The sequence below is a fragment of the Sphingobacterium spiritivorum genome, assembly GCF_016725325.1.
GTDB lineage: Bacteria > Bacteroidota > Bacteroidia > Sphingobacteriales > Sphingobacteriaceae > Sphingobacterium.
Genome location: NZ_CP068083.1, coordinates 91683 through 115556, shown reverse-complemented (window position 1 = coordinate 115556; position 23874 = coordinate 91683). Strand labels below are relative to the sequence as shown.

Below are 23874 nucleotides of genomic sequence, written 5' to 3'. Positions count from 1 at the left end.
ACATATTTTTTTGTCTTTTGTATTCATTTGTCTTTTACAAATCTGCGTTTCTGCACAAATACCTGGTATTTATCAGGAAAATAAACCGGTATGGATTCAAAAAAATACAAAATCTCCACAGAAGATAAATCAACGGGATATAGAATCCGGATTTGTATACGAGAGCCTAGATTATCAGGTTCATATGGAGCAGAAGACCGTATATTCAAGACAAGTTAAAGAAATTGTCAGTACAGATGGAGTGGATCAGGCCGGACAGATTTATGTTTCCTTTTCTCCTGATTATCAAAAACTTTTCTTTCATGAAATTCAGATTATAAGACAGGGTAGAGTGCTTAATAAACTGGATATCCGTAAATTTAAAGTAGTCGCCAACGAAACTGATCTCAGCAGGTTTTTATATAATGGTACCTATGCTGCGTACCTTATTCTGGACGATTTACGTGTAGGTGATAAGCTGGTGATTTCTTATTCCCTGAAAGGATTTAATCCTGCAATCGGCAACAAGTTTGCAGATGATTATTATTTTCAGGGAACGGAGCCTATTGCACTCAACCATGTCAATTATATTGCTGCAAAAGACAGACCTGTTAAGTTTAAAACATTCAACGGTCAATCCGATCCCCGCATTGAGCATCTGGATCAGGGATTAATAAGCTATTCCTGGGAAGAAACAAATCTGCCTGTTATCCACAGCGAGAATTATGAACCTTATTGGTATTTTGATCATAAATACATTCAGATCAGTGATTACCAGACCTGGCAGGAAGTGGCTGACTGGGCTGGAAAACTAAATCCGGTGGTGACGACCAATATGGGAGGGACCTTGAAAAACAAAATAGAAGAATTCTGGTCCCAAAGTAAAGGAGACTCCTATAAATACCTGGCATTGGTGACAAGATTTGTACAGAATGACATCAGATACATGGGAGTAGAAGTCGGAGAATATTCTCACCGGTCTAATAATCCCAATAAAGTTATCGAACAGCGCTATGGTGATTGTAAGGATAAGTCTATGCTTTTGGCTACGTTTTTAAAAGCAAAGGGAATAGATTGCGATCTTGTGTTGGTCAATAGTTACAACAGATACAAGCTTAATGATTTTCTGCCTACACCATGGGTATTTAATCATATGGTAGCAGTAGCGACCGTTAATGAAAGAGCACAGTTTATCGACCCTACATTTTCCAATCAGGGTGGAAACATTCGTGACCTGTATTTCCCTTTTTATGGAAATGCATTGGTCATCAAACCTAAAACAGAAATTAGGGATACTCCCCGGGATGTTACAGGAAAAACAAAGGTACTGGAACAGTATAAGTTGCTGGATAGTAACCGGGCGCAGTTAATCGTCAGCACAATATATACAGGGTATCAGGCCGACAATAACAGAGGTATGCTGAATTCTACATCCAGAACAGCATTGGAAAAAAATTACCTGGATTATTATACGAAACTTTATCCCGAAATCAAGCGTACAGATACGGTAAAAATAAAGGATGATCGCGAAAAAAATCAGATACAGATCATTGAGACCTATGAAATCAATAAACTTGCTAAAACAGAAGATGCAACAAAGAAAAAGTATCTTACATTTTTTGCAAGTGATATGTTCAGTCAGATCCCGGCTGTAAACAGTAATCGTAAAGCACCCATTTCGCTTGACTTTCCCTATACAGCTGAATATGAAATTCAGTTTATCAGCGATAAAGCGAAAGATATACAGGATGCACCTGTTTTTATAGACAGGAATAGCTACACGTTTGGGAAATCTATAAAGGTCGTCGGAGATACCTTAAAGATGAACTTTCAGCTGGCTATACATGAACCGTCTGTAGCCATTGATAAAGTGCCGGAATTTATGGAAGACTTTAATAATACGGAAGATTTGTTTTCCTATTCCTATTATGTTAATGATAACGGTTCTATCGGGTATACAAATGGGGGAGTATCAACGATATCCTGGTTTGCGATATTTATAGCGTGTATTATAGTGGCGTTTTGCGGATATATTTTTTACAAATGGAATAAGAAAGAGGATAAGAACCGGTTAATTTATCAGGACTACCTGCCTTCAATAGGAGGATGGCTGGTACTTCTGGGTCTTGGTTTAGGTGCTTCATTATTAAGAATAACTGTTGACTTCTTTACAATAGGATTCTTCTATAGTCAGTTATGGAGTGCCTATGACATTTATGGAGTATCTCAGGGTATCGTATTCAGGCTGTTGGTTGGATTTGAACTGATTGTCAACCTGTTTATTATATCTTTATTGATATTTAGTCTTTACCTGTATTTCAAAAAAAGAGATATTTTTCCAAAAGTAGCCATTCTAACGATTAGCGTTATGTTTTTCGGACCGGTTCTGGATCTTCTGTTTATAGAGCTTAGCGGACTCAAAATGCCGGAGGAATCTCCTGAGTCGTATGTTGAGTTGATCAGAACAATGATCTTCGGAGCGATATGGTGCAGCTATCTGGTGAAATCTGACCGGGTAAAAGAAACTTTTGTTGTAAAATATAAAAACGACGACGTCAATCCCATGAAAGTAGCAGAGGAAGAAGTACCTCAACACTACAATCCGGATGCGGACAACAATGAACATGATAAAGAACTGTAAACGGAATCGTGGTCTGCTTTTTGCTGACAAGAAATAGTTATCAAAACCAATTAACAAATGAAAAAAATAACAGCAGTACTTTGTTCAATGACCATGTTATTGGGCGCAGGTGTATATGTCAAAGCGAATGACAATGCAGATGGATTGACACATAGCATAGTTCAGAAACAGGGAAAAGAAATCAAAGTCTCCGGTAAAGGGAATACCCGTACTATTAAATGTACAGGAACTGAAACGGTAAGTGTCGAAGGAATGGATAACAAAGTTACCATTGTCGGGAAATGTGCAAAATTAGAAGTCGAAGGTAAATCAAATACTGTAAAAGCGGAGAAAGTTGGAAAGATCTCTGTAGAAGGTGCCGAAAATATGATCAATGTAGATCAGGTAGAAACTGTATCTATTGAAGGAATGAAAAATCATGTTCACTATAAGAAATCATCCAATAAATCCGGAGATGCAGAAGTAAGTACCGAAGGTATAGATAATATGGTAATGAAAATGAAATAAAATCTTTTCTGTATTACAGATCTGAAAAGGAAGATTGATTCGTGAAGGTAAACGGCAGTCTTCCTTTTTTTGTTACAACATTTTTATTTCTTTGCAGCATTCTCTTCCATCCGGAAAAGGACGATTCTTTTTATCAGATCCAGCGGTAACGGCCGGTCATGCGGAAACTGAATAGAGCCTTTACCTTGTTTATAAGGGGTCAACTCCTTTTTAAAAGCAATATTACCATTTGGTGTGGCGTAGAAACCTATGTGATGAGGATAACCTGCAAAATAGACTAATGGCTTTCCCTTATACTTGTAGGAAGGCATCTTGTACGCCATTCCTTCATCCAATTCCTCACTACAATCCTTTATTAGCTTTCGGATAGTTATAAGCCGTTCATTAATCTCTTTAGGAAAGGACGCAATATATTCTTCAACGCTTATCATAATTACGGTTTTTTCATTATTGATATCGTTCTAAAATAATGAAAAAAAATCTGTATTCAATTTTTCAAAATGTTATTTTGGTACTGGATTTCACTGACACAGAATAGTTCCTAAAAATATGCTTCACCACTTTCCATTTTATCTCAGCCTTATTGTGATCATTATCTTCCTGATCATGCTGGCAAACAAAGTAAAAGTAGCTTACCCGATTTTTCTGGTATTGGCCGGATTAGCTATCAGCTTTGTCCCCGGAGTTCCGGTGATCACCATTGATCCGGAGCTGATTTTTATTATTTTTCTTCCGCCTTTGTTATATGAGGCCGCATGGAATACCTCCTGGAAAGAATTATGGCGATGGAGAAGGATCATAGGAAGTTTTGCTTTTTTAATTGTTTTTTTAACAGCAACAGTGGTCGCTTTGGTCGCTAATTATATGATTCCGGGATTTACATTAGCATTGGGATTTTTGCTGGGAGCTATTGTTTCTCCTCCTGATGCCGTGAGTGCAGGAGCGATCCTTCGTTTTGTAAAGGTTCCCAAAAGGCTGGCTTCCATTCTGGAAGGAGAGAGTCTGCTGAATGATGCGTCCAGTTTGATAATTCTGAGATTTGCATTGATAGCAGTCGGCACAGGACAGTTTGTGATTCATGAGGCGGCATTAAGTTTTGTGTGGATGGTTTTAGGAGGTATAGGGGTGGGAGTCCTGGTCGGTTTTGTATTTTTCAAAGCACACCGTTTGTTTCCGACAGACGTAAATACTGATATTGTCCTGTCACTTGTGGCCCCTTATATTATGTATATAGCGGCCGAATCGATAGAAAGCTCCGGTGTTTTGTCTGTGGTCAGCGGAGGATTGTTCCTCGCAAACAGAAAACATCTTTTTCTAAGTAACAGCAGCCGTCTGCGTGCGGAAAATGTATGGGAATCCCTATGTTTTATCCTGAACGGGCTCGTTTTTATTCTGATTGGCCTGGATTTGCCGGAAATAACAGCAAATCTGAATGATATCAGTATGGGTGCTGCCATAGGTTATGGAATAATGATCACGGTGGTATTAATAATTGTACGCATACTTTCTGCCTATGGAGCAGTTGTATTCACGTTGATTGCAAAAAACTTTATTACAGTTGCGGATACAAGAAGTCCCGGACTTAAGGGGCCGTTTATATTGGGATGGGCAGGGATGCGTGGAGTTGTATCTTTAGCTGCTGCACTTTCTATCCCCATTTATTATAATGGTGTAGCATTTCCGCAACGAAATCTGATCTTGTTTATCACTTTTGTGGTTATTCTGCTGACATTGGTATTGCAGGGGCTTACATTACCTTATCTTATCCGCAAAATGAATCTGGTAGATCAGGATAATCATCTTCCCGAGGGCGAAGCTTATCTGCAATTATACAAGCAACTGGCAGAACAAAGTCTTGTACATCTGAAAGAAAATTATGCTGAAGAACTTCAGCAGCAACAGGTTTTGCAACAACTTGCCCGAAAATGGGAGGACAGCCACCAACTTCTTGAAAATGAAATTATGGCTACCGAGTGCAGAGTCGTATATATCCGTATGTTGGATAAGCAAAGAGAATGGCTGAGAGACTGGAATAAAGATTATACAATTGATGAAGAAGTGATCAGAAGGCATTTGCACCGACTGGATCTGGAGGAAGAAAAGATGAAATTCATGGCAACGGAATAATTATTTTTATAAAACAAGGACAATAACGCCGGAATTATTTGATAATTTTAGAAAATGGATATCTTTTATTCTCCGTTAGTGTATCTTTTTGTTATTCTGGTCCTGATTGCTGCGATTGTGATGCTTATTATTTATTATAAACGTCAGCAAGAGCATACCAAGGCAATCGAACAACGCTACAGAGATCTCGAGAAGAAAGTAGATGGGTTTCAATTGAAGAATCTGGAAGCAAAATTACAACCGCATTTATTCAAAAATATACTTAATTCGGTACAGTCCCATGCCTATCAGACTTATTACACATTAGATAAACTGGCTACGGTATTGGACTATGTGTTGTATGAAGCCCGGGACGAATTCGTATCTGTGCGACGTGAAATAGATTTTGCAAAAAGTCTGATCGATATTAATAAGATAAAAGTAAGTCCGCTTTTTGAAATTAAAGTGAAGACCAAAATAGCTACACAGAATCCTTATTATGAACAAAAACTGATTGTTCCGATGGTCTGTCTGGACCTGATCGAGAATGCTTTTAAGCATTCTGATCTGCAAAGTCCTGATGCTTTTATATCGTTCTATTTTGAATTGTCGGAAGATGGTATATTTGGGATTACCGTATCCAATACATCCAGTGAGTTGAAACCGTTGACTAAGCAGGCAGGTGGATTGGGGATGGAAGCTTTTGAACAACGGCTTCGGATATTGTATAAAGACTGTTTCAAACTGGAGCGGTTTATGGAGGGAAATATTTATACAGCTTACCTTAAATTAGATCTTAAACAAATTGAGCGTGCTAAAATGTATAATACTTGATGATGAATTGCCGGGACTTAAGTTTCTGAAACTTATTACCGAACAGATGGAAGAACTGGAGGTTGTCAGGACCTATAATGATCCCGCAAAATTACTTCAGGAAGCTGACGAATTGCAATTCGATCTCTGTATCATGGATATCGAAATGCCAATCATCAATGGTTTGCAGATCGCAAAACAACTGCCTGACAAAATGATTATTTTTGTGACAGCATATTCTGAGTATGCTGCGGATGCCTTTGACCTGAATGTGGTGGATTATGTCCGCAAGCCTTTGAGTAAAGAACGGTTGCAGGTAGCTATCGATAAAGCTGTAGCCCGAAAGCCTCGGGAAAAAGAACTCGCACCCATCAATTTTAATACAGATCAGGGTAAATATTTACTTCATCTTAATGAAATAACACATATTCTAAATTCCAAAATCGATGGACGTGATAAAGATGTATTCTTACGTAACGGCGAATCCATCTGTATTAAGAACGTTAATTTTGCAAAATTAGAAGAGCTGTTGCCTGAAAAGAATTTTTGCAGAATCAATAAGAAACAAATAATAGCTCTGGATATTGTAAGATCCTACACGCATAATACCATCAGCTCAATACCATTGACTTCAGGTGAATCTTTTACCTTTCAATTGTCTAATACCTACCGCCAGGCTTTTCTTTCCAAAATAAGAGACTAATTCATTTCATTTTTTTTTAATTTCATTACATCTTGATTCAAGATATAAAATCATTTTCTGTAAAAATTGGCATCTTGCAATGCGAAAAAGCAGGATGACTGCTTAATGTATAAGCACTAAGGGAAAATAGGATAGATGAAAAGATTTAAGAATACGTTTTTTTACGCCGGAGTAATCGGGATATGTGGTCTGCTGATGTACGGGACTTACCAAATGGGATTAGATAAACAGGAGGGCAGACATTTTGAGACCGTAGGAACAGGAAAAGGGCATTGGCCGGAGTTTCTGGATACACTCACACACAATCTTCAACATCCTCTGGCTATTTTGTTAGCCCAGATTATTACTATTATTGTTGCAGCCCGTCTTTTTGGATGGATTTTTAAAAAGATTGGTCAGCCTTATGTTATTGGTGAAATTATAGCAGGTATAGCATTAGGTCCTTCATTTTTCGGTTCATACTTTCCGGAATTCTCAGCATTACTATTTCCGGTAGCCTCGTTAGGTAATCTGCAGATGCTCAGTCAGGTCGGACTGGTCATGTTTATGTTCGTGATCGGTATGGAGCTGGATTTGAATATTTTACGGAATAAGGCACATGATGCAGTTGTGATCAGTCATGCCAGTATTGTGATTCCATTCTCTCTGGGGATGGTTCTGGCTTACTTTATATACCTGGATTTTGCACCTGAACATGTCGAATATTTATCCTTCAGCTTATTTATGGGAATTGCAATGAGTATTACCGCATTTCCTGTTCTGGCACGTATAGTACAGGAGAGAGGGATACAAAAAACACGTTTAGGAACGGTAGTATTGACCTGTGCTGCAGCCGATGATATCACTGCATGGTGTATCCTTGCTATCGTGATTGCAATAGTAAAAGCCGGTTCATTTGTCAGTTCACTCTATGTAATTGGGTTAGCAGTAGTGTACGTCTGGATTATGATCAAGCTGGTAAGGCCATTTCTGAAAAGAATCGGAGATTTGCACGCACAGCGCGAAAGCTTAGGCACGCCCATAGTAGCAATCTTCTTTATCGTATTAATAATATCTGCCTATCTCAGTGAAATAATTGGTATACATGCATTGTTCGGTGCTTTTATGGCAGGAGCGATTATGCCGGAGAACAAGAAGTTCAGACATATATTTATTGAGAAAGTTGAAGATGTTGCCCTCGTATTATTGTTGCCACTCTTCTTTGTATATACAGGTCTTCGTACACAGATCGGTCTTTTAAATGATATTGAGCTTTGGAAAACGACAGGCTGGATTATTCTGGTTGCTGTGGCGGGTAAATTTATTGGAAGCGCATTGGCAGCAAGATTCGTAGGACAGAACTGGAAAGACAGTCTTACTATCGGTGCACTAATGAATACAAGAGGGCTAATGGAGCTGGTGGTGTTGAATATCGGCTATGACCTTGGGGTGCTCTCTCCGGAAATATTTGCCATGTTGGTAGTAATGGCATTACTGACGACCTTTATGACCGGCCCTGCACTCGATTTTATCAACTGGGCTTTTCGTAAACAAACGCAGATCGCTCCGGATTATATTTCGGACAAAACAAAATATAATATCCTCTTGTCTTTTGGCAATCCGGATACAGGAATTTCATTGTTAAGACTGGCCAACAGTATGACGCGTAAAAATACGCAGCTCAATACAGTGACAGCACTGCATCTCTCAGCAGACAATATGTTGCCTCAGTATGATTGGGAAACAGAAGAGAAAGAAAGTTTTGCTCCTTTGATTACGCTTTCAGATGATCTCAAACAACCACTTACCACACATTTTAAGGTGTCTAATGATATCAATGCCGATATCGTAGATATCGTCAATGAGGGTAATTATGACTTATTACTGATCGGAGTAGGACAGTCTATTTTTGAAGGAAGTCTGCTCGGTAAAATACTAGGTTTTACTACTCGTTTTATCAATCCCGAACGTATTTTCAACCAGATGTCCGGGAAAGAGCAAATTTTCTCTTATGCAGCATTTGATGACAGGACATCTTCTATCCTTAGTGGAAGTGAGGTTTCCGTTGGTGTATTGATCGATAAAGGTCAGACTGTGTTTAATAAGATATTGGTTCCGGTATTCTCTGACGAAGATTCTTTCCTTATAGACTATGCAAAGAAATTTATTACCAATAACAATTCACAGGTAGTAATTCTGGATGTACAAGGAATCTTGCGTGATAATTCATATGTAAAGGAAGCGGTAAGAGCTATTGAACATATTGCATCCAATCATATTAGTCTGATGCATGAACGAGTGATTGATAAGACTTTTGTGGCAGAGCAGCAACTGATGCTCGTCAGTCTCAAGAGCTGGAAGAAACTGGTTGAGTCAAAAAGTGTATGGCTTACAGATGCGCCATCGACCCTTATTATTAAGCATAAGCCATGATGGCGATCAGCAGACAAGATCACAGGAATTATAAGAAGTCCCGCAGGACATAATATAAATTATTGCTCTACCTGTTAAAACAAACAAAAGGGGTTGTATCATAAGTATATGATGCAGCCCTTTGTTTTTTAGCTATGTGATGAATTAAAGGCACAAGCGGACGCTTGCGCCAGACAATTAATATTGGTAAACCGAGATTAATTCTCTCCTTTCTAAGGAGAGATGCCCGCAGGTCAGAGAGGTTGATTGTAGAAGTTAATAGGGTTTATAAAGTTGATAAAGTTAAGAAGTGATAGAGTTAGAGGGTTGTACTTGTGTCTGTGCTACTACTGCTATTCTCTCCTTTCTAAGGAGAGATGCCCGTAGGTCAGAGAGGTTGATTGTAGAAGTTAATAGGGTTTATAAAGTTGATAAAGTTAAGAAGTGATATAGTTAGAGGGTTGTACTTGTGTCTGTGCTACTACTGCTATTCTCTCCTTTCTAAGGAGAGATGCCCGTAGGGCAGAGAGGTTGATTGTAGAAGTTAATAGGGTTGATAAAGTTAAGAAGTGATAGAGTTAGAGGGCTGTACTTGTGTCTGTGCTACTACTGCTGCTATTCTCTCCTTTGTAAGGAGAGATGCCCGCAGGGCAGAGAGGATAAGACAGACAAAAAAATCCCGGACTTATTAGGTCCGGGATTTTGATTATTTAAGAAGTATCTCTTTACTCTTTCAGAACAGTAATGTTTGCTTAGCGAATGAAAAGTAACTCTCTCAATTTCGGTAAAGGCCATTTACTGTCATCTACGATTTGCTCCAGTTTGTTAACATGGTAACGGATCTGATCAAAATATGGTTTAACCAATTCGTCATAAGCAATGGAACGCTCACGTACATCTTCCAAAGCATTTGCTTTTTTACGTTCCTGACGCATAGCTTCTGCTTCTTCAAGAATAGTGTTCGCATGTTTAGAGATGCGTTCGATCAGGTTTAGCTGAGAGCTGTAAGCTTCTTTTGGAAGCCCCAGATCTTTTAATCCTTTTACATTTGTGATCAGATCATTTTGGTAGGTGAATGCTGCAGGAGCAATCAGACTACTTACGATCTCACCAATTACACGGGCTTCAATCTGAAGTTTTTTGTAAAAGTTCTCCAGCAAAATCTCATGACGCGCTTCGCTTTCACGGTGGCTGTAGATACCCATTTTTTCGAATAGTGAAAGAGAGCTCTCTTTCGTGTAGATATCTAATGCTTTTGGTGTAGACTTGATATTAGACAATCCTCTTGCTGCAGCTTCTTGTTCCCATTCGTCGCTGTAACCATTGCCTTCAAAACGAATCGCTTTTGATTCTTTGATATATTTGCGGACAACATTAAGGATCGCAAGATCTTTTTTCGTGCCTTTTTTAATCTGTTTGTCTACTTCAATTTTAAATTCAGCCAGCTGATTTGCTACAATTGCATTTAATACAGTCATTGGCAATGCGGAGTTTGCAGATGAACCTACTGCACGGAATTCAAATTTGTTACCTGTAAAGGCAAAAGGAGAAGTACGGTTACGGTCTGTGTTATCCAATCTCAATTCAGGAATTTTAGGAATACCATGCCATAAGTTAGCTTCTGCTTTTACTTTTTTAGCTACACGTGCAGATTCCACTTCTTCCAGTAATTCATCCAGTTGAGAACCCAGGAAGATAGAAATAATCGCAGGAGGAGCTTCATTGGCACCCAGACGGTGGTCATTGCTCGCACTTGCAATAGATGCGCGTAATAAGTCTGCATGTTCGTGAACAGCTTTGATCGTATTAACGAAGAAGGTCAGGAACATCAGGTTGTTTTTTGGTGTTTTGCCCGGAGACAATAAGTTAACACCTGTATTTGTGATCAGAGACCAGTTGTTGTGTTTTCCTGAACCGTTAACACCACTGTAAGGCTTCTCATGTAGTAACACTTTGAAACTGTGGCGTAAGGCTACCTGATCCATTACATTTTGCAACAATTGATTGTGGTCGATAGCTAAGTTAATCTCTTCAAACATCGGAGCACACTCAAATTGCGAAGGTGCAACCTCGTTGTGTCTTGTTTTCAAAGGAATACCCAGTTTTAAAGATTCATTTTCAAGATCTACCATAAACGCAAGTACACGCTCAGGGATCGCTCCAAAATAATGGTCTTCTAACTGCTGGCCTTTTGCGGAAATATGTCCGAATAATGTACGTCCGGTAAGTTGTAAGTCAGGTCTTGCATTGTATAAAGCAAGATCAACAAGAAAATATTCCTGCTCGATACCCAGAGAAGGTGTAACTTTAGTGACCGCTTTATCAAAGTACTGAGCCACTTCTACTGCAGCTTTGTCAATAGAATTGATTGCTTTCAGCAAAGGTGCTTTATAATCTAAAGATTCACCAGTATAGGATACGAAGACAGTAGGAATACATAAGGTCTTGCCACCACCTGTTTCAAAGATAAATGCAGGTGAAGTCGGATCCCATGCAGTATAACCTCTGGCTTCAAAGGTATTACGAATACCTCCGTTAGGGAAGCTGGAAGCATCCGGCTCTTGTTGAACTAATGCGTCAGCAGTAAATTTTTCAATTGCACTACCATCACTGTCCGGCTCAAAGAAAGCATCGTGTTTTTCAGCTGTAGAACCTGTTAACGGTTGAAACCAGTGCGTGTAGTGTGAAGCTCCATTGGCAATTGCCCAGGATTTCATTGCCTGGGAGATGTGTTCTGCCAAGTCACGGTCAATCGTTGTTCCCTCTTCAATGATCTCTACCAACTGCTTGTATGAGTTCTTTGGTAGAAAATCCTTCATTTTAGAGATGGTAAAAACATTTTTACCATAAAGGGCTGTTGCTTTTTGCAATGCCAATGGTTGTGTAGAGGTCTTAGGTCTGCCACCTGCTGCTTCTACGGCCTGGAATCTTAAGTCTGACATTTAGAATTAGTGTTGAAATTTCTTTTTTTTAATTAAAAAACCATATTGATCCTCTAATAATGTTGTAAAAATATGGTGTTTTGGTAAAAATAAAAATATTTTTTTAAAATAATTTGAATTATTTGGTGATTTTCTTGTGAATTTATAGTTTTTTGAGCTGTTGTTTTTGATTTTTATTGCCTTTAAGGGCTTTCTTGTTGTATTTTGTTTGTTAAATATTGGAATTTACAGTTTTTTATTGATTTCTTGATGTTTTATTAATGGTGGATATTTGTGTAATAAAAAACTGGTTTTTGAGCATTAAAATGAAAAAACAGAAATAATAAGGTTGTGTTATATGAAAAAAAGTTCCTTTTGTGTTTGCTGTGCTTTAGTTTTCAGCAGAAAGCTATTTATTTTCATGATATTGGTCAGACAGACCAAAAGATATTCTTTTGTACTTTTGACTTGATTTTTTAATATTATATAAGGATGGACAGAATACAGGAAGTACAAGATTACATTCAGCCAGAAAGAGACGTTTTACTAAAGCACCCGTTATATGAAAGGCTAAATGATCTGGAATCATTAAAACATTTTACAGAAGTGCACGTATATGCGGTGTGGGATTTTATGTCCTTATTGAAAGCTCTCCAGATGAAATTGACCTGTACACAGGTGCCCTGGTTTGCTTCCGAATATCCAAATACCCGATATCTGATTAATGAGATCGTACTTGCTGAAGAATCAGATGAATATGTAGATGGTTCGCGTCTGAGTCATTTTGAAATGTATCTCGATGCTATGCTTACTATAGGTGCGGATTCAAAAACGATGCTGGATTTTATTGACAGCCTGCGGAATGGAGTAAATATACAGGCCGCAATTGATTCAGGTAAGCTGGATACACGCATAAAGGATTTTCTGAATTTTACTTTTGATACAATAGCGAAAGGCGGAGCACATGAGATTGCATCGGCATTTACATTTGGCAGAGAAGATCTGATCCCGGGCATGTTTACGTCCATGCTTAGCAATATTCAGAACAATTCACCTGCAGTTGATCTCAGCAAGCTGATTTATTACTTTGACAGACATATTTCTTTAGACGGTGATGAGCATGGACCTCTGGCTATGCAGATGATTGCAGAGCTGGCTGGAGAAGATGACACTAAATGGGAAGAAATCAAAAATACAGCTAAATCAGCTTTGCAAAAAAGAATTGCACTGTGGGATGCCATAAATGACGGACTTGCCTAATGATCAGATTAGCCATTATCAGCGATATACACGGAAATCTACCGGCATTACAGTCGGTATTAGAAGATATTAGAATTAAAGATATAGGTCAGATTTACTGTCTTGGTGATCTGGTAGATTTTGCGCCGTGGGGTAATGAAGTAATCGATCAGATAAAATCCCGGGGTATTCCCTGTCTTTTGGGGAATCATGACGAGCGAATTGCTTTTGATCAGGAAATAAGACCTTTGCCTCATCACAGTGAAGAAGAAACTGCTGTAAGATATTTAGCAATCAATCACTCTAAGGCTACAATTACTACAGCGCATAAACAATTTCTTGCTCAATTTCCGTATCAACTCAGGCTGACGTACAAAATAGGAATGAAACAGTGGAACATCCAGCTGGTGCATGCCAGTACCCGAAGCAATGATGAATATGTATATGAAGATCATGATAAGGCAGATCTTATAAAGATGCTGTCAAATTCTGATGCAGACCTGCTGGCAATGGGACATACGCATTTATCGTATCAACGTAAGGTCTCCCTTCCTTCAGGAAAGGTTAGTACAGCTTTGAACTGTGGTTCGGTAGGACGTTCAAAAGAGAAGGATCGTAAAGCTACTTACGCGGTCATTACGCTGACAGAAGAATCGGTGAAAGCTGATATTATAAAAGTAGATTATCCGATAGCAGAAGTAGCAGAGGCTATTGCAGAAAGTAGTATCCCTGATTTTTATGCTGATTTTCTATTAAAATCTACATAAAAGAAATCTATAAAATCAAATTTTGGATAAATAAACTCTTCCGCCTGGATCAGTAGACAGGTTGAAACTAATACATTAAAAACCCCGGATTCTTTAAGAATCCGGGGTTTTTAATGTATTATCTTTTGTGGATTGAATTTACTTCTGTATTAATTTGTGTCAAATCCCCAATCTATTCCTTTGTTTATTGCAGGCACACCTTTAGAAATCCAGTTTGGAGCAGGTTTTCCCTTCAGAAAGTGATCAAAAAACTGTGCTTCGCGTATCTGTATATCCTTACGGTTCTGACGTTGGATCAGATTATGCTCTTCACCATTGTAATTAAGCATCCATACTGGTTTTTGTAATCTTCTTAATGCAGTAAACATTTCAATTCCCTGGTACCATGGCACGGCGCCATCATTGTCATTCGCCATAATCACTACAGGTGTATTGACTTTATCCAGTTGGAACAAAGGAGAGTTTTCGAGGTAAGTATCCAGTCCTTCCCAAAGTGTCTTTCCTAAACGGCTTTGCGTCTTTTCATACTGAAACTGACGGGACATACCCGTTTGCCAGCGTATTCCACCGTAAGCTGATGTCATATTAACTACCGGTGCTCCGGTCCATGCTGCAGCATACATATTGGTTCGGGTAATAAGGTGAGCCACCTGATATCCTCCCCAGCTTTGTCCCTGTATTCCCATTTTTGTAGAATCTACCCACGAATTTTGTGCCAGGTAGCGCATACCGGAGTTGATATACTCTTCAGCCGATTTGCCCGGGCTACCGATTTCATAACGAATGTCAGGAGCAAATACCAGATAACCGTTACTTACAAAATAAGAAATATTCAGGCGGGACGGAGTAGGCGCAGGAGCCTGATAGGTGTAAAGACCATCGGAAAGCTTTTCATAAAAATAAGCGATGATAGGATACTTTTTATTCGGATCAAAGTCTTCCGGTTTATACAGTATACCTTCAGCATCGAATCCGTTTGGTGTTTTCCAGTGCACCAGTTCTGCAGTACCCCAGTTATATTGTTCCTGTTGAGGATTGATATCTGTCAGCGTCGTTTCTTTTACAAAATCTGATGTCAGATACAGATCCGGACTGTGTTGGTAATCTTCTTTTGTGTAGATGATCGCCTTTTTGCTTTCCGAAGCACTGTATCTTCTGAAGGTGTAAGGCGCCATGATAATCTTTTCAGGATTTCTGTTTTTCTTATTGGAAACCTCATAAATCCCACTTTCTTTACTTACTTCATTGAAAGCCGTTACCATATAACCGGCATTATTTGGTATCAGTGTAGATTTACGATCTTCCTCACGGGAAAGGTCTAGATAACGTAATACCGTATTAGATGCGCGCCCAAGTCCGTTTGTTGCAATAGATTTATCTTTTCCGTCAAAGGCAAAATTCCAGATGTCATACTTATCATTTATAAATACCGATTTTCCGTCTGCAGACCATCCGGCGATTCCATAAGAACCAGCCTGTGCAGGCATATCGTTATCTTCATCCGAAAAGTTGACAGGAAGATCCTTGTTTAGGTGTATAGTCTGTCCGCTGGCAATATTGAAGCTGTACCAGTTGCTGTTATCCAGATTGAAATACACAATATGTGTACCGTCAGGAGAAATATCAGCATGACCGGAAAAATTTTCAATTACTTTCTTTTTTTGACCGTTTATGGTCGATATCACATACAGATCCTGTTTTATTGATGTATTCCACTGATAAGCTATTCTTCTGCCATAATCAGATGTAGCCAGAATCCATTCTGTATTTTTACTGTCACTCAGATAAGTTCTCGAAAATGTGTCATCGATCAGCGGTAAAATACGGTTGCCTTGTGCAGGATAGATGACGGCCAGATAATTTTTGGCCAGATCTCTTTTCAGGTTAACCAATTGTTGTGTTTGCAGATAATCATCCTGCCAGCTCCAGATATCAACTTTAGCATGTTCAAAGTCTACCAGAGTCGTATCACGTGTACGGGGAACAGGAGCAAGTCCGAAAAATAACTTTTCACCGTTATCACTAAACTGGACGTTTCCGTCACCACTTACATACCAGTTCTGAGGAATATTTGTGCTGTTTTTTGCAGCAATTACAGTTGCCGAATCCTGACCGGATTTAAAATAAAACAGGTTGAAATCTTTTAACAGTGATTTGGCTTTAGATAAATCTCCCAGGTAGGCAATCTGATTGCCGGATTTATCAAACTCAAAATTCTTGAAAGCTCCTTTTCTGTTGGTAATCTTCGTTAATTTTTTAGCCGGAAGATCATACAGGTATACTCCTGGAACTTTGGAGAGCGAATCTTTATCCTCTACTTTAGTTGAAAAAATCAATTTAGTTCCCGCCTCATTTATTCTATACTGATCTACCTGTGCAAAATTGGTGGTATCGCCCGTTTGCAGGTTAAATAAATGCAATGTGGTAATTGTTTTTTCCTTTTCCTTTTCTTTTTTCTTTTGCGTTGTGTCTTGTGCAGGTTTTGATTTTACATCAGACACAAATGCCAGATGTGTGGCTATTTCCTTTGGAACCTGATAAGACTTTACATTTGGAAATTTATACTGATTTCCGGTTTTTACAGCATACACAAAAAGAGAATCTTTAGGCATTTCTTCTGCTTTCTTCTTTTTGATTTTTGCCTGACGCGTTTCCTCAAAGGTCGGCTTGATCAGTGAGACAAAATAGCTTTCATCTTTGGTGAGTTGACTGCTATAGCCTCTGGGAAGCGTAAGGATCTCCTTATTCTCATTATTCTTGAGGACAGCTAAACTATTACCTTCCTGAGGTGTTATACTGTAAAAAATATACGATCCGGAAGGGCTGATATTCGCAGAGCTGATACTTTTCCAGTTGTCATAGACTGTATGGTCGACTGGTTTTTTCTGCGCAAATGCACAGGTAGTAAGAGCTAGTGCTGTGAAAAGACAAAATCTGACTTTCATTTTCAGGTAGTGTTAAAATTTTGTTATAAATGCCAATAATAGCTAATAAATGCTATATTTAGGGTAGTTTATTTGCAACAATGTAGTTAAATTATAATTATTTGATACGTTATGAAGTCTAATGCTGTAGTTATTGCGGTTATCGCAGGTCTTTCCTTTATTATTTTTGGAGCTGTACTCGGGGGAGCCTATCGTTATAAATTCAAAAGTTCCAACACCATTAATGTCACAGGCAATGCGAAGAAAGACTTTGAGTCTGATCTGGTGAAATGGACAGCAGTGTACAGTAGAAAGTCTATGGAACTTAGTGAAGCTTCTGAACAGCTCAAAAGAGACAGGGATCTTGTACGTGACTTTCTTATTAAACAAGGAATAAAATCAAATGAGATCCGGTTTAATGCAGTCAGTATTTCCAAAGATTTCAATTACACCAATGACGGAAATGGAAATAGTTACAGTACATTTTCCGGATATAGTCTTTCTCAGAATGTAAGTATTGAATCCAGAGATCTGGATAAGGTCGATGCTGCTTCCAGAGAGATTTCAACACTGATCTCTCAGGGTCTGGAGCTTAGTTCCAATACACCTAGTTACTACTATTCCAAACTGGAAGATCTGAAACTGGAGTTAATTTCGCAGGCTTCAAGTAATGCGCATCTGCGTGCCGGAAATATTGCTAAAGAAGCCGGTTCAAGTCTTGGAGATTTAGTAAAAGCAGATTTGGGAATCTTTCAGATTACCGGACAAAATGATAATGAAGAGTATTCTTACGGAGGAGCTTTCAATACGACTTCCAGAAGCAAAACAGCAAATATCACTGTCAAGACCAGCTATTTGACAAATTAAATAACGATACATCAGCGTAAGCTGACTGATGTATTCAAACGTTGTTAAAATGAAAATACTGAATGCGATCCAGTTTAAGGAAGTCGACCAGTTGACGATTGCTGCGCAGCATATTTCATCATTAGAACTGATGGAAAGAGCTTCATTTGCGCTGACGCAAGCAATAGAACGGGATCTCAAAGATGTTTCCCGATATTCTTTTGTAGTGCTGTGTGGTTCTGGAAATAATGGTGGTGACGGACTCGCCGTTGCCCGCATGTTGCTGGAGAAAGGTGCTGATGTGCAGGTGTATCTTCTGAATTCTCCCCATTACAGCGAGGATAACCTTCAAAATCAGGAAAAAATTCACCCTGATTTTATTAAATTCTTTGTGGTAGAACTACCACCTGAAATTGATAAAAATGCTATTATTCTGGATTGTCTTTTTGGCGTCGGCTTATCCAGACCGCTGGATGAAAGCTATCGTCCGTTGATAGAAAGCATTAATAATCATGCTGGTTATATCCTGTCAGCAGATCTGCCTTCAGGATTGCAGGCAGATGTGATCAATGCCGCTGATGCAATTGTAGTAAAGGCAACCAAGATATATACATTCCATAGTCCTAAGCTGGCTATGTTGCTTCCACAGCATCAGGAATGGGTAGATACATATGAAGTAATTGACATCCGGCTGGATCCGGATGCAATCCGCCAGCAACATGTTGATCATTATTATGTAACTGAACAATGGGCATTCGCAAAGTTAAAAACCCGCAACCGGTTTTCGCATAAGGGAACTTTCGGACATGCTTTACTGATCGGCGGAAGCTATGGTAAAATAGGAGCAGTGAGGCTGAGTGCTACTGCTGCGGCCAGATCTGGCTGTGGTCTTGTCACGGTGTATATACCGGGGTGCGGATATACAGCTTTTCAGGCTGCCGTTCCCGAAATAATGGTGCTCACCGATTCAAATAATAATCATATCACCAATTATCCTTCTGTCAAACCGTATTCAGCCATCGGAGTAGGTATAGGAATGGGACAAGAAGGACCTACAGGGACTGCTTTTGTGAAATTGATGCGATCTCTGACCCCAGATACCCGACTTGTACTTGATGCAGATGCATTGAACCTGTTGGCTACACGGCAGGATCTGCTGGCAAACCTTCCCCCGGATACGATTCTTACACCCCATCCAAAAGAATTGAAAAGACTGATCGGAGAATGGACGGATGATAGGAAAAAGATAGAAAAAGTCAGGAATTTTGCATCCCTGTATAAGGTTATTGTCATTGTAAAGGGGGCTAATACGATGACTGTTGTACCGGATGGAAAGTTATATTTTAATTCTACAGGAAACGCAGGTATGGCAACCGGAGGTAGTGGAGATGTATTGACCGGAATAATCACTTCTTTACTCGCACAGGGGTATTCTGCAGAAGATGCAGCTATATTGGCTGTATATCTTCACGGTGCAGCAGGAGATGAGGCAAGAAAGGAACGGGGAGAAGAAAGCCTGATTGCATCCGATATCATTACCTGCCTGAGCACAGCATTTCAACGCCTCAGATTGTCCCGTATATTTTAAGTAAACGAGAATATTCGTATCCTTTACAGTATTGATATGTAATCTCTAACAATTTCTGTTCTGTAATCTGGGGTCATAATAAGTATAAATGAATAAACTAAAACAGTAATAATGGCAAGTAACGAAATATTTTTTGCGCCCGGAGATAGTCCAAAGATGATGGACGCTTTTAAAAATGCACAACAGACCTTTAAATATTTTTGGCGGGAATGGTCCTGGGAAAACAGACGAATTATCCCCGGGTTGACTGTAGCCTGTGTAAAGGTCGCTTTTTCAGAGCGACAGGCAGATCAGGAAGACCCTTTGGTGGAACATATGTGGATCAATGAAGTCGATTTTGACGGAATTAATATACGAGGGGTTTTAGTCAATAGCCCTAATGCATTGACCAATATTGCGAATGGCGATTTTGTCGAAATTCCTTTAGAGCAGATCAGTGACTGGTTATTTGCGATACCGGAAAATAAACCAAAAGGTCTTTCCAAGCTTTTTTCAGGAAATCCTTTACCAAGAGCATATGGTGGATTTACAATACAGGCTATGCGCTCCGATATGTCTGTACAGGAACGCAAAGAGCATGACAAAGCCTGGGGTCTGGAATTTGGCGATTACAAGGAAACGTTAATTGTTAATCAGCAAAAAGAACATCCTGAAAATTTGGAAGAGCATCCGATGAGTAAAAATATGAGAGAAAAGCTTATCGAATTTATAAAAGATAACCCCGATGAACTTTCCCATATAGACGAAGAAGGGTATACACTATTGCACAGGGAAACCATTGCTGGAAATCAGACTTCTGTGGAAGTGCTGTTAGCGGCGGGAATGGATAAAGATGTCAAAACAAACCAGGGATATACAGCTCTTGATTTTGCCAGAAAACTGGATTGGCAGCATATTATTCCTTTATTTGAAACTAAGTAGTCTCGCTATCCTCATGATAAAAATACACCATATTAACTGCCTGAAGATCGTAACAGTAGTGAATGCCAATGTGATAGGACATTGTGTATTGATCGAATCGGATCATGAACTATTTCTTATAGACACTGGTGTTGGCCTTTTGGATACGAGGCATCCCAATGAAAGAATAGGAGAGCAGTTGATAGAAATGGCAGGATTCCGCTTTAATGAAGACTGGACTGCAGTAAGGCAAATTAGTGCATTAGGATTGGAGAATAAACCTGTCACACATTGCATTATTTCCCATCTGGATCCGGATCATATAGGAGGACTTGCTGATTTTCCTGATGCTACAGTACATATTGGAAAAGAAGAATATGACAATTTTGATAGTGGAAATCCACGTTATCTGACGCATATGCTGGATCATCATCCTGTGATACAAACATATGCCGAAACTACGGATAAATGGTTTGGTCTGGAAGCCAGAAAAGTTAATATTAATCCGGGTATTGATATATACCTTATTCCTCTATTCGGGCATACACTGGGACATTGTGGAGTGGCATTCCGACAGAATGATAAATGGTTCTTTTATATAGGCGATGCCTACTATATGAAAATAGAGCTGACAGATAAGGGGCATCCTGTCAATGATCTGGCGAAGGCCAGAGCGGATAATAATGAATGGAGGTTGAATACACTGCATAAAATACGTGAATTTATAAATCATCATCCTGATGTAGAGGTTTTTGGTTATCACGATATTGAAGAATTCAACTCACTGCTGAAGGAGATAAAATAAAAATGAGATACTAATAACAACTAAGCATAGGTTTTATGATTGACAAAGTAAAGATTGTAGATACGCAGATCCTTTCAGATAACTGGTATGTATTGCGTAAAATTACCTATGAATACGTCAAAAAAGACGGGACAAAACAAAGACAGAGCAGGGAAGCATACGACCGGGGCAACGGAGCTACTATTTTGCTTTATAATGAGAAGCAAAAAACAGTGATTCTGACCAGGCAATTCAGGTTACCTACCTATGTCAATGGCAATAGCAGTGGCATGCTTATAGAAACCTGTGCAGGATTATTAGATCAGGATAATCCGGAAGACTGCATAAGAAGGGAGACGGAAGAAGAGACCGGTTATAAAATAAAAGATGTCCGCAAAGTATTTGAAGCATATATGTCTCCAGGCTCGGTAACGGAAATTTTATATTTTTTTATTGCTGCATATGATAAAGAGATGAAAGTCACAGAGGGGGGAGGATTGGAGCAGGAGGAAGAGAATATAGAAGTGCTGGAGTATCCTATCGAAGATGCCATGAATATGATAACAAGTGGCGAAATCAAAGACGGTAAAACAATTATGTTACTCCAGTATATAAAATTGCATGGAATTTTATAGGCATAGGGACTGTTAAGAATCAAATACAGCCGGTGTTTTCCACCGGCTGTATTTGATTTTCGGTTGGAGTAAGGAATGCCTTTTTCTCTATACTTTAGTCTGCAACAAGTCTTGTTGTTTTTTAAAGGAATAAGATGTTATTATATAATCTCCTTATAAAACTTTTACTACTGATAATTTTCTCGTAATTTGTGTCAGATTACCATTGTGAAACAATAACCAATATGTACTCCTAATATGAGATACCTTATCATCATATTATTTTTATGCTATGTATTTCCTATACATGCCCAAGGGCATTTTGAATTTATAAAAGGTGAAGATAAAGCCGTCATCCCTTTTCAATTCGTAAGAAATCTGGTTTTGGTCCCTATCAAGATTAATGGGGTGGATCTGATATTTCTGGTAGATACCGGAGTTAAGGAAACCATCTTATTTAGTCTGGAAGACAATACGCTAAGCTTTAAAAATACCAAAAAGCTTAAGTTTAACGGATTAGGCGAAAATGAAGGGATAGAAGCTATTCAGGCAACAGGCAATACAGTAGAGGTGGGTGGAGAACTCATAGATACTACACACACAGTGTATGTTATATTGAATAGTGATTTTAATTTTTCAGCTTATGTTGGAGTACCTATAAATGGCATTCTGGGGAGTCATTTTTTTAAAGATCATCCGGTAGAAGTAGATTTTGTCAAGCATAAGCTTACAGTTTACAGAGATAGCGAGCAGATTGTACGAAAAGTCAGAAAATATGAACGTCTGGATATAGAACTGGAAAACAGCAGACCTTATATTGATGCCTGGTTATCCTTGCAGCAGGAGAAGAAAAAGGCCAAAATGCTGGTCGATATGGGGAATAGTGATGCTATAATGGTGTTTCCTTCGCGGGTACCGGGTTTCAGACTGAATGAGCCGAGTATAGAAGAATTTATAGGTCGGGGATTTAGCGGAGATATACATGGCAGGATGAGTCGTATCCATCAGTTTCAGATGGGCAAATTTAACTTCAGGACCCCTACATCCTCTTTCCCGGACAGTATTGCCGTCCGATCTGCCAAACTGGTAAAAGATAGGGTAGGCTCAGTTGGGAATGAAATTCTGATGCGGTTTAGTATTATATTTGATTACACAAGTCAGGCTATTTATATCCGTAAGAATAAATTTTACAATAAGCCTTTTCTGGTAGATATGAGTGGGCTGGATGTAAAGCATGATGGCATGATATGGGTGCAGGATTGGGTAAAGGTAAATATTCCGTCAGAGGTGACAAATGATCAGTTGACCAGTCCCAAGCCTGTTTATGAAGCATCTACCGGAGCTTTACAGTATAAATTTGTGCTGAAGCCTTCGTACTCTATTGTCAGCGTCAGAAAAGGTTCTCCTGCAGAAAGTGCGGGGTTGAAAAAAGGAGATATGCTCATCAGTATCAACAGAAGATTGACGGGAATGATGTCTCTGGATCAGATCCAACATTCTCTCAGTGAAGATGAAGGGAAAAAAATTAACATGGTCGTCCGGAGAAATGATCAGGATTTTAAGGTTTCTTTCCGGCTTAAAGACCCCATTCCTTATGTAGAACCATCGTAAGTTGCGTATTTCCTGATTTGAATAAGGAACCTTTCTTTATCTCATATTGATCACTTTGTCTACAATATATACCGTATTTCCTCTCCAGGGAATAACACCGTGAAATTCTTTATAATGAAGATCAAAATATTTACCGCTATTCATTTCCAGCACGTGAAATACGGAGTCATCTTCGATTGAAAATTCAAACTCATAGCTGGCCAGTCCTCCGGTTTTACCTTGTCCGATTCCCTCCTGTATCAGTTTGCCTTCATAAGTTTTGAAAATATTTCCTTTTTTGACTGCAAAATTCAATTTTCCGGATTTGACGCCTTCTCCAAAGACAAAATAATACTTGTAGTAAACAGATCCGGCTCCTACAGCAATTAAAATGAGAAGGAGAATAATTAAAAACTTTTTAAATCCGCTTTTTTTTCTTGGGGCTGTATTTTCTTCCATATCCTTAGTTATTATTAACTGCTGAATGACAATTAAAAGTAAAGAGAATAATTGGTAATTAACACATGGGTATAAAATAAAAAGAGGTGAATTTTTTCACCT

18 protein-coding genes are annotated in these 23874 nt (G+C 38.9%); 14 read left to right on the top strand and 4 right to left on the bottom strand.

Going from position 1 to position 23874, the window contains the following annotated elements:
• Positions 1 to 184: 184 nt before the first annotated feature.
• Both I6J02_RS00505 and I6J02_RS00500 read left to right on the top strand, forming a co-directional pair.
• Complete coding sequence (locus I6J02_RS00505) at positions 185 to 2620, top strand: DUF3857 domain-containing protein (RefSeq protein ID WP_236582237.1); 2436 nt, start codon at positions 185 to 187, stop codon at positions 2618 to 2620.
• A gap of 57 nt (positions 2621 to 2677) precedes the next feature.
• Positions 2678 to 3127, top strand: a complete 450-nt coding sequence (locus tag I6J02_RS00500; protein ID WP_201679906.1) for a DUF3060 domain-containing protein — start codon at positions 2678 to 2680, stop codon at positions 3125 to 3127.
• An 83-nt stretch (positions 3128 to 3210) separates the two neighbouring features.
• On the opposite strand, the gene I6J02_RS00495 is transcribed toward I6J02_RS00500, so the two are convergent.
• The gene (locus I6J02_RS00495; protein WP_201679905.1) at positions 3211 to 3558 is read right to left on the bottom strand and encodes an iron chaperone; all 348 of its coding nucleotides are present in this window, start codon (positions 3556 to 3558) and stop codon (positions 3211 to 3213) included.
• Positions 3559 to 3676: 118 nt separating this feature from the next.
• Here I6J02_RS00495 and I6J02_RS00490 point away from each other — a divergent pair, with 118 nt between their 5' ends.
• From I6J02_RS00490 to I6J02_RS00475, 4 genes are all read left to right on the top strand, one after another.
• Positions 3677 to 5254 carry a Na+/H+ antiporter gene (locus I6J02_RS00490; RefSeq protein ID WP_201679904.1) on the top strand — a complete coding sequence of 526 codons (1578 nt, stop codon included), beginning with the start codon at positions 3677 to 3679 and terminating at the stop codon, positions 5252 to 5254.
• Positions 5255 to 5308: 54 nt separating this feature from the next.
• Positions 5309 to 6067 carry a sensor histidine kinase gene (locus I6J02_RS00485; RefSeq protein WP_201679903.1) on the top strand — a complete coding sequence of 253 codons (759 nt, stop codon included), beginning with the start codon at positions 5309 to 5311 and terminating at the stop codon, positions 6065 to 6067.
• Positions 6045 to 6749, top strand: a complete 705-nt coding sequence (locus I6J02_RS00480) for a LytR/AlgR family response regulator transcription factor (protein WP_201679902.1) — start codon at positions 6045 to 6047, stop codon at positions 6747 to 6749. Before I6J02_RS00485 ends, I6J02_RS00480 begins: the two co-directional genes overlap by 23 nt.
• 135 nt (positions 6750 to 6884) lie before the next feature.
• Positions 6885 to 9161, top strand: a complete 2277-nt coding sequence (locus tag I6J02_RS00475) for a cation:proton antiporter (protein ID WP_201679901.1) — start codon at positions 6885 to 6887, stop codon at positions 9159 to 9161.
• Positions 9162 to 9892: 731 nt separating this feature from the next.
• Here I6J02_RS00475 and I6J02_RS00470 read toward each other — a convergent pair.
• Positions 9893 to 12082 (bottom strand): glutamine synthetase III, encoded by a 2190-nt coding sequence (locus I6J02_RS00470; protein WP_201679900.1) that lies wholly within the window; start codon positions 12080 to 12082, stop codon positions 9893 to 9895.
• Between the two features lie 471 nt (positions 12083 to 12553).
• On the opposite strand from I6J02_RS00470, the gene I6J02_RS00465 reads away from it, so the two are divergent.
• Together I6J02_RS00465 and I6J02_RS00460 are read left to right on the top strand one after the other, a co-directional pair.
• On the top strand, positions 12554 to 13321 hold the full coding sequence (locus I6J02_RS00465) for a DUF3050 domain-containing protein (RefSeq protein ID WP_201679899.1): 768 nt from the start codon (positions 12554 to 12556) through the stop codon (positions 13319 to 13321).
• Positions 13321 to 14067, top strand: a complete 747-nt coding sequence (locus I6J02_RS00460; protein WP_201679898.1) for a metallophosphoesterase family protein — start codon at positions 13321 to 13323, stop codon at positions 14065 to 14067. The genes I6J02_RS00465 and I6J02_RS00460 overlap by 1 nt, the downstream gene beginning before the upstream one ends.
• Before the next feature lie 149 nt (positions 14068 to 14216).
• On the opposite strand, the gene I6J02_RS00455 is transcribed toward I6J02_RS00460, so the two are convergent.
• Positions 14217 to 17012, bottom strand: a complete 2796-nt coding sequence (locus I6J02_RS00455) for a S9 family peptidase (protein ID WP_201679897.1) — start codon at positions 17010 to 17012, stop codon at positions 14217 to 14219.
• Positions 17013 to 17123: 111 nt separating this feature from the next.
• Here I6J02_RS00455 and I6J02_RS00450 point away from each other — a divergent pair, with 111 nt between their 5' ends.
• The 6 genes from I6J02_RS00450 to I6J02_RS00425 all read left to right on the top strand — a co-directional run bounded on the left by I6J02_RS00450 (position 17124) and on the right by I6J02_RS00425 (position 23334).
• Complete coding sequence (locus I6J02_RS00450; protein ID WP_201679896.1) at positions 17124 to 17858, top strand: SIMPL domain-containing protein; 735 nt, start codon at positions 17124 to 17126, stop codon at positions 17856 to 17858.
• Positions 17859 to 17907: 49 nt separating this feature from the next.
• Complete coding sequence (locus I6J02_RS00445; protein WP_236582236.1) at positions 17908 to 19425, top strand: NAD(P)H-hydrate dehydratase; 1518 nt, start codon at positions 17908 to 17910, stop codon at positions 19423 to 19425.
• 111 nt (positions 19426 to 19536) lie between these two features.
• Complete coding sequence (locus tag I6J02_RS00440; protein ID WP_201679894.1) at positions 19537 to 20346, top strand: DUF2314 domain-containing protein; 810 nt, start codon at positions 19537 to 19539, stop codon at positions 20344 to 20346.
• A 13-nt stretch (positions 20347 to 20359) separates the two neighbouring features.
• Entirely contained in the window at positions 20360 to 21130 is a 771-nt protein-coding gene (locus I6J02_RS00435) for an MBL fold metallo-hydrolase (protein WP_201679893.1), read from the top strand.
• 35 nt (positions 21131 to 21165) lie between these two features.
• A complete protein-coding gene (nudK, locus tag I6J02_RS00430) occupies positions 21166 to 21744 on the top strand; it encodes a GDP-mannose pyrophosphatase NudK (protein WP_201679892.1) in 579 nt (192 codons plus the stop codon).
• A 237-nt stretch (positions 21745 to 21981) separates the two neighbouring features.
• Positions 21982 to 23334, top strand: coding sequence for a PDZ domain-containing protein (locus I6J02_RS00425; protein WP_201679891.1), 1353 nt, complete (start codon positions 21982 to 21984; stop codon positions 23332 to 23334).
• 36 nt (positions 23335 to 23370) lie between these two features.
• Here the strand turns inward: I6J02_RS00425 and I6J02_RS00420 are convergent, their stop codons facing one another.
• Positions 23371 to 23772, bottom strand: a complete 402-nt coding sequence (locus I6J02_RS00420; protein WP_003001180.1) for a hypothetical protein — start codon at positions 23770 to 23772, stop codon at positions 23371 to 23373.
• Positions 23773 to 23874: the final 102 nt, after the last annotated feature.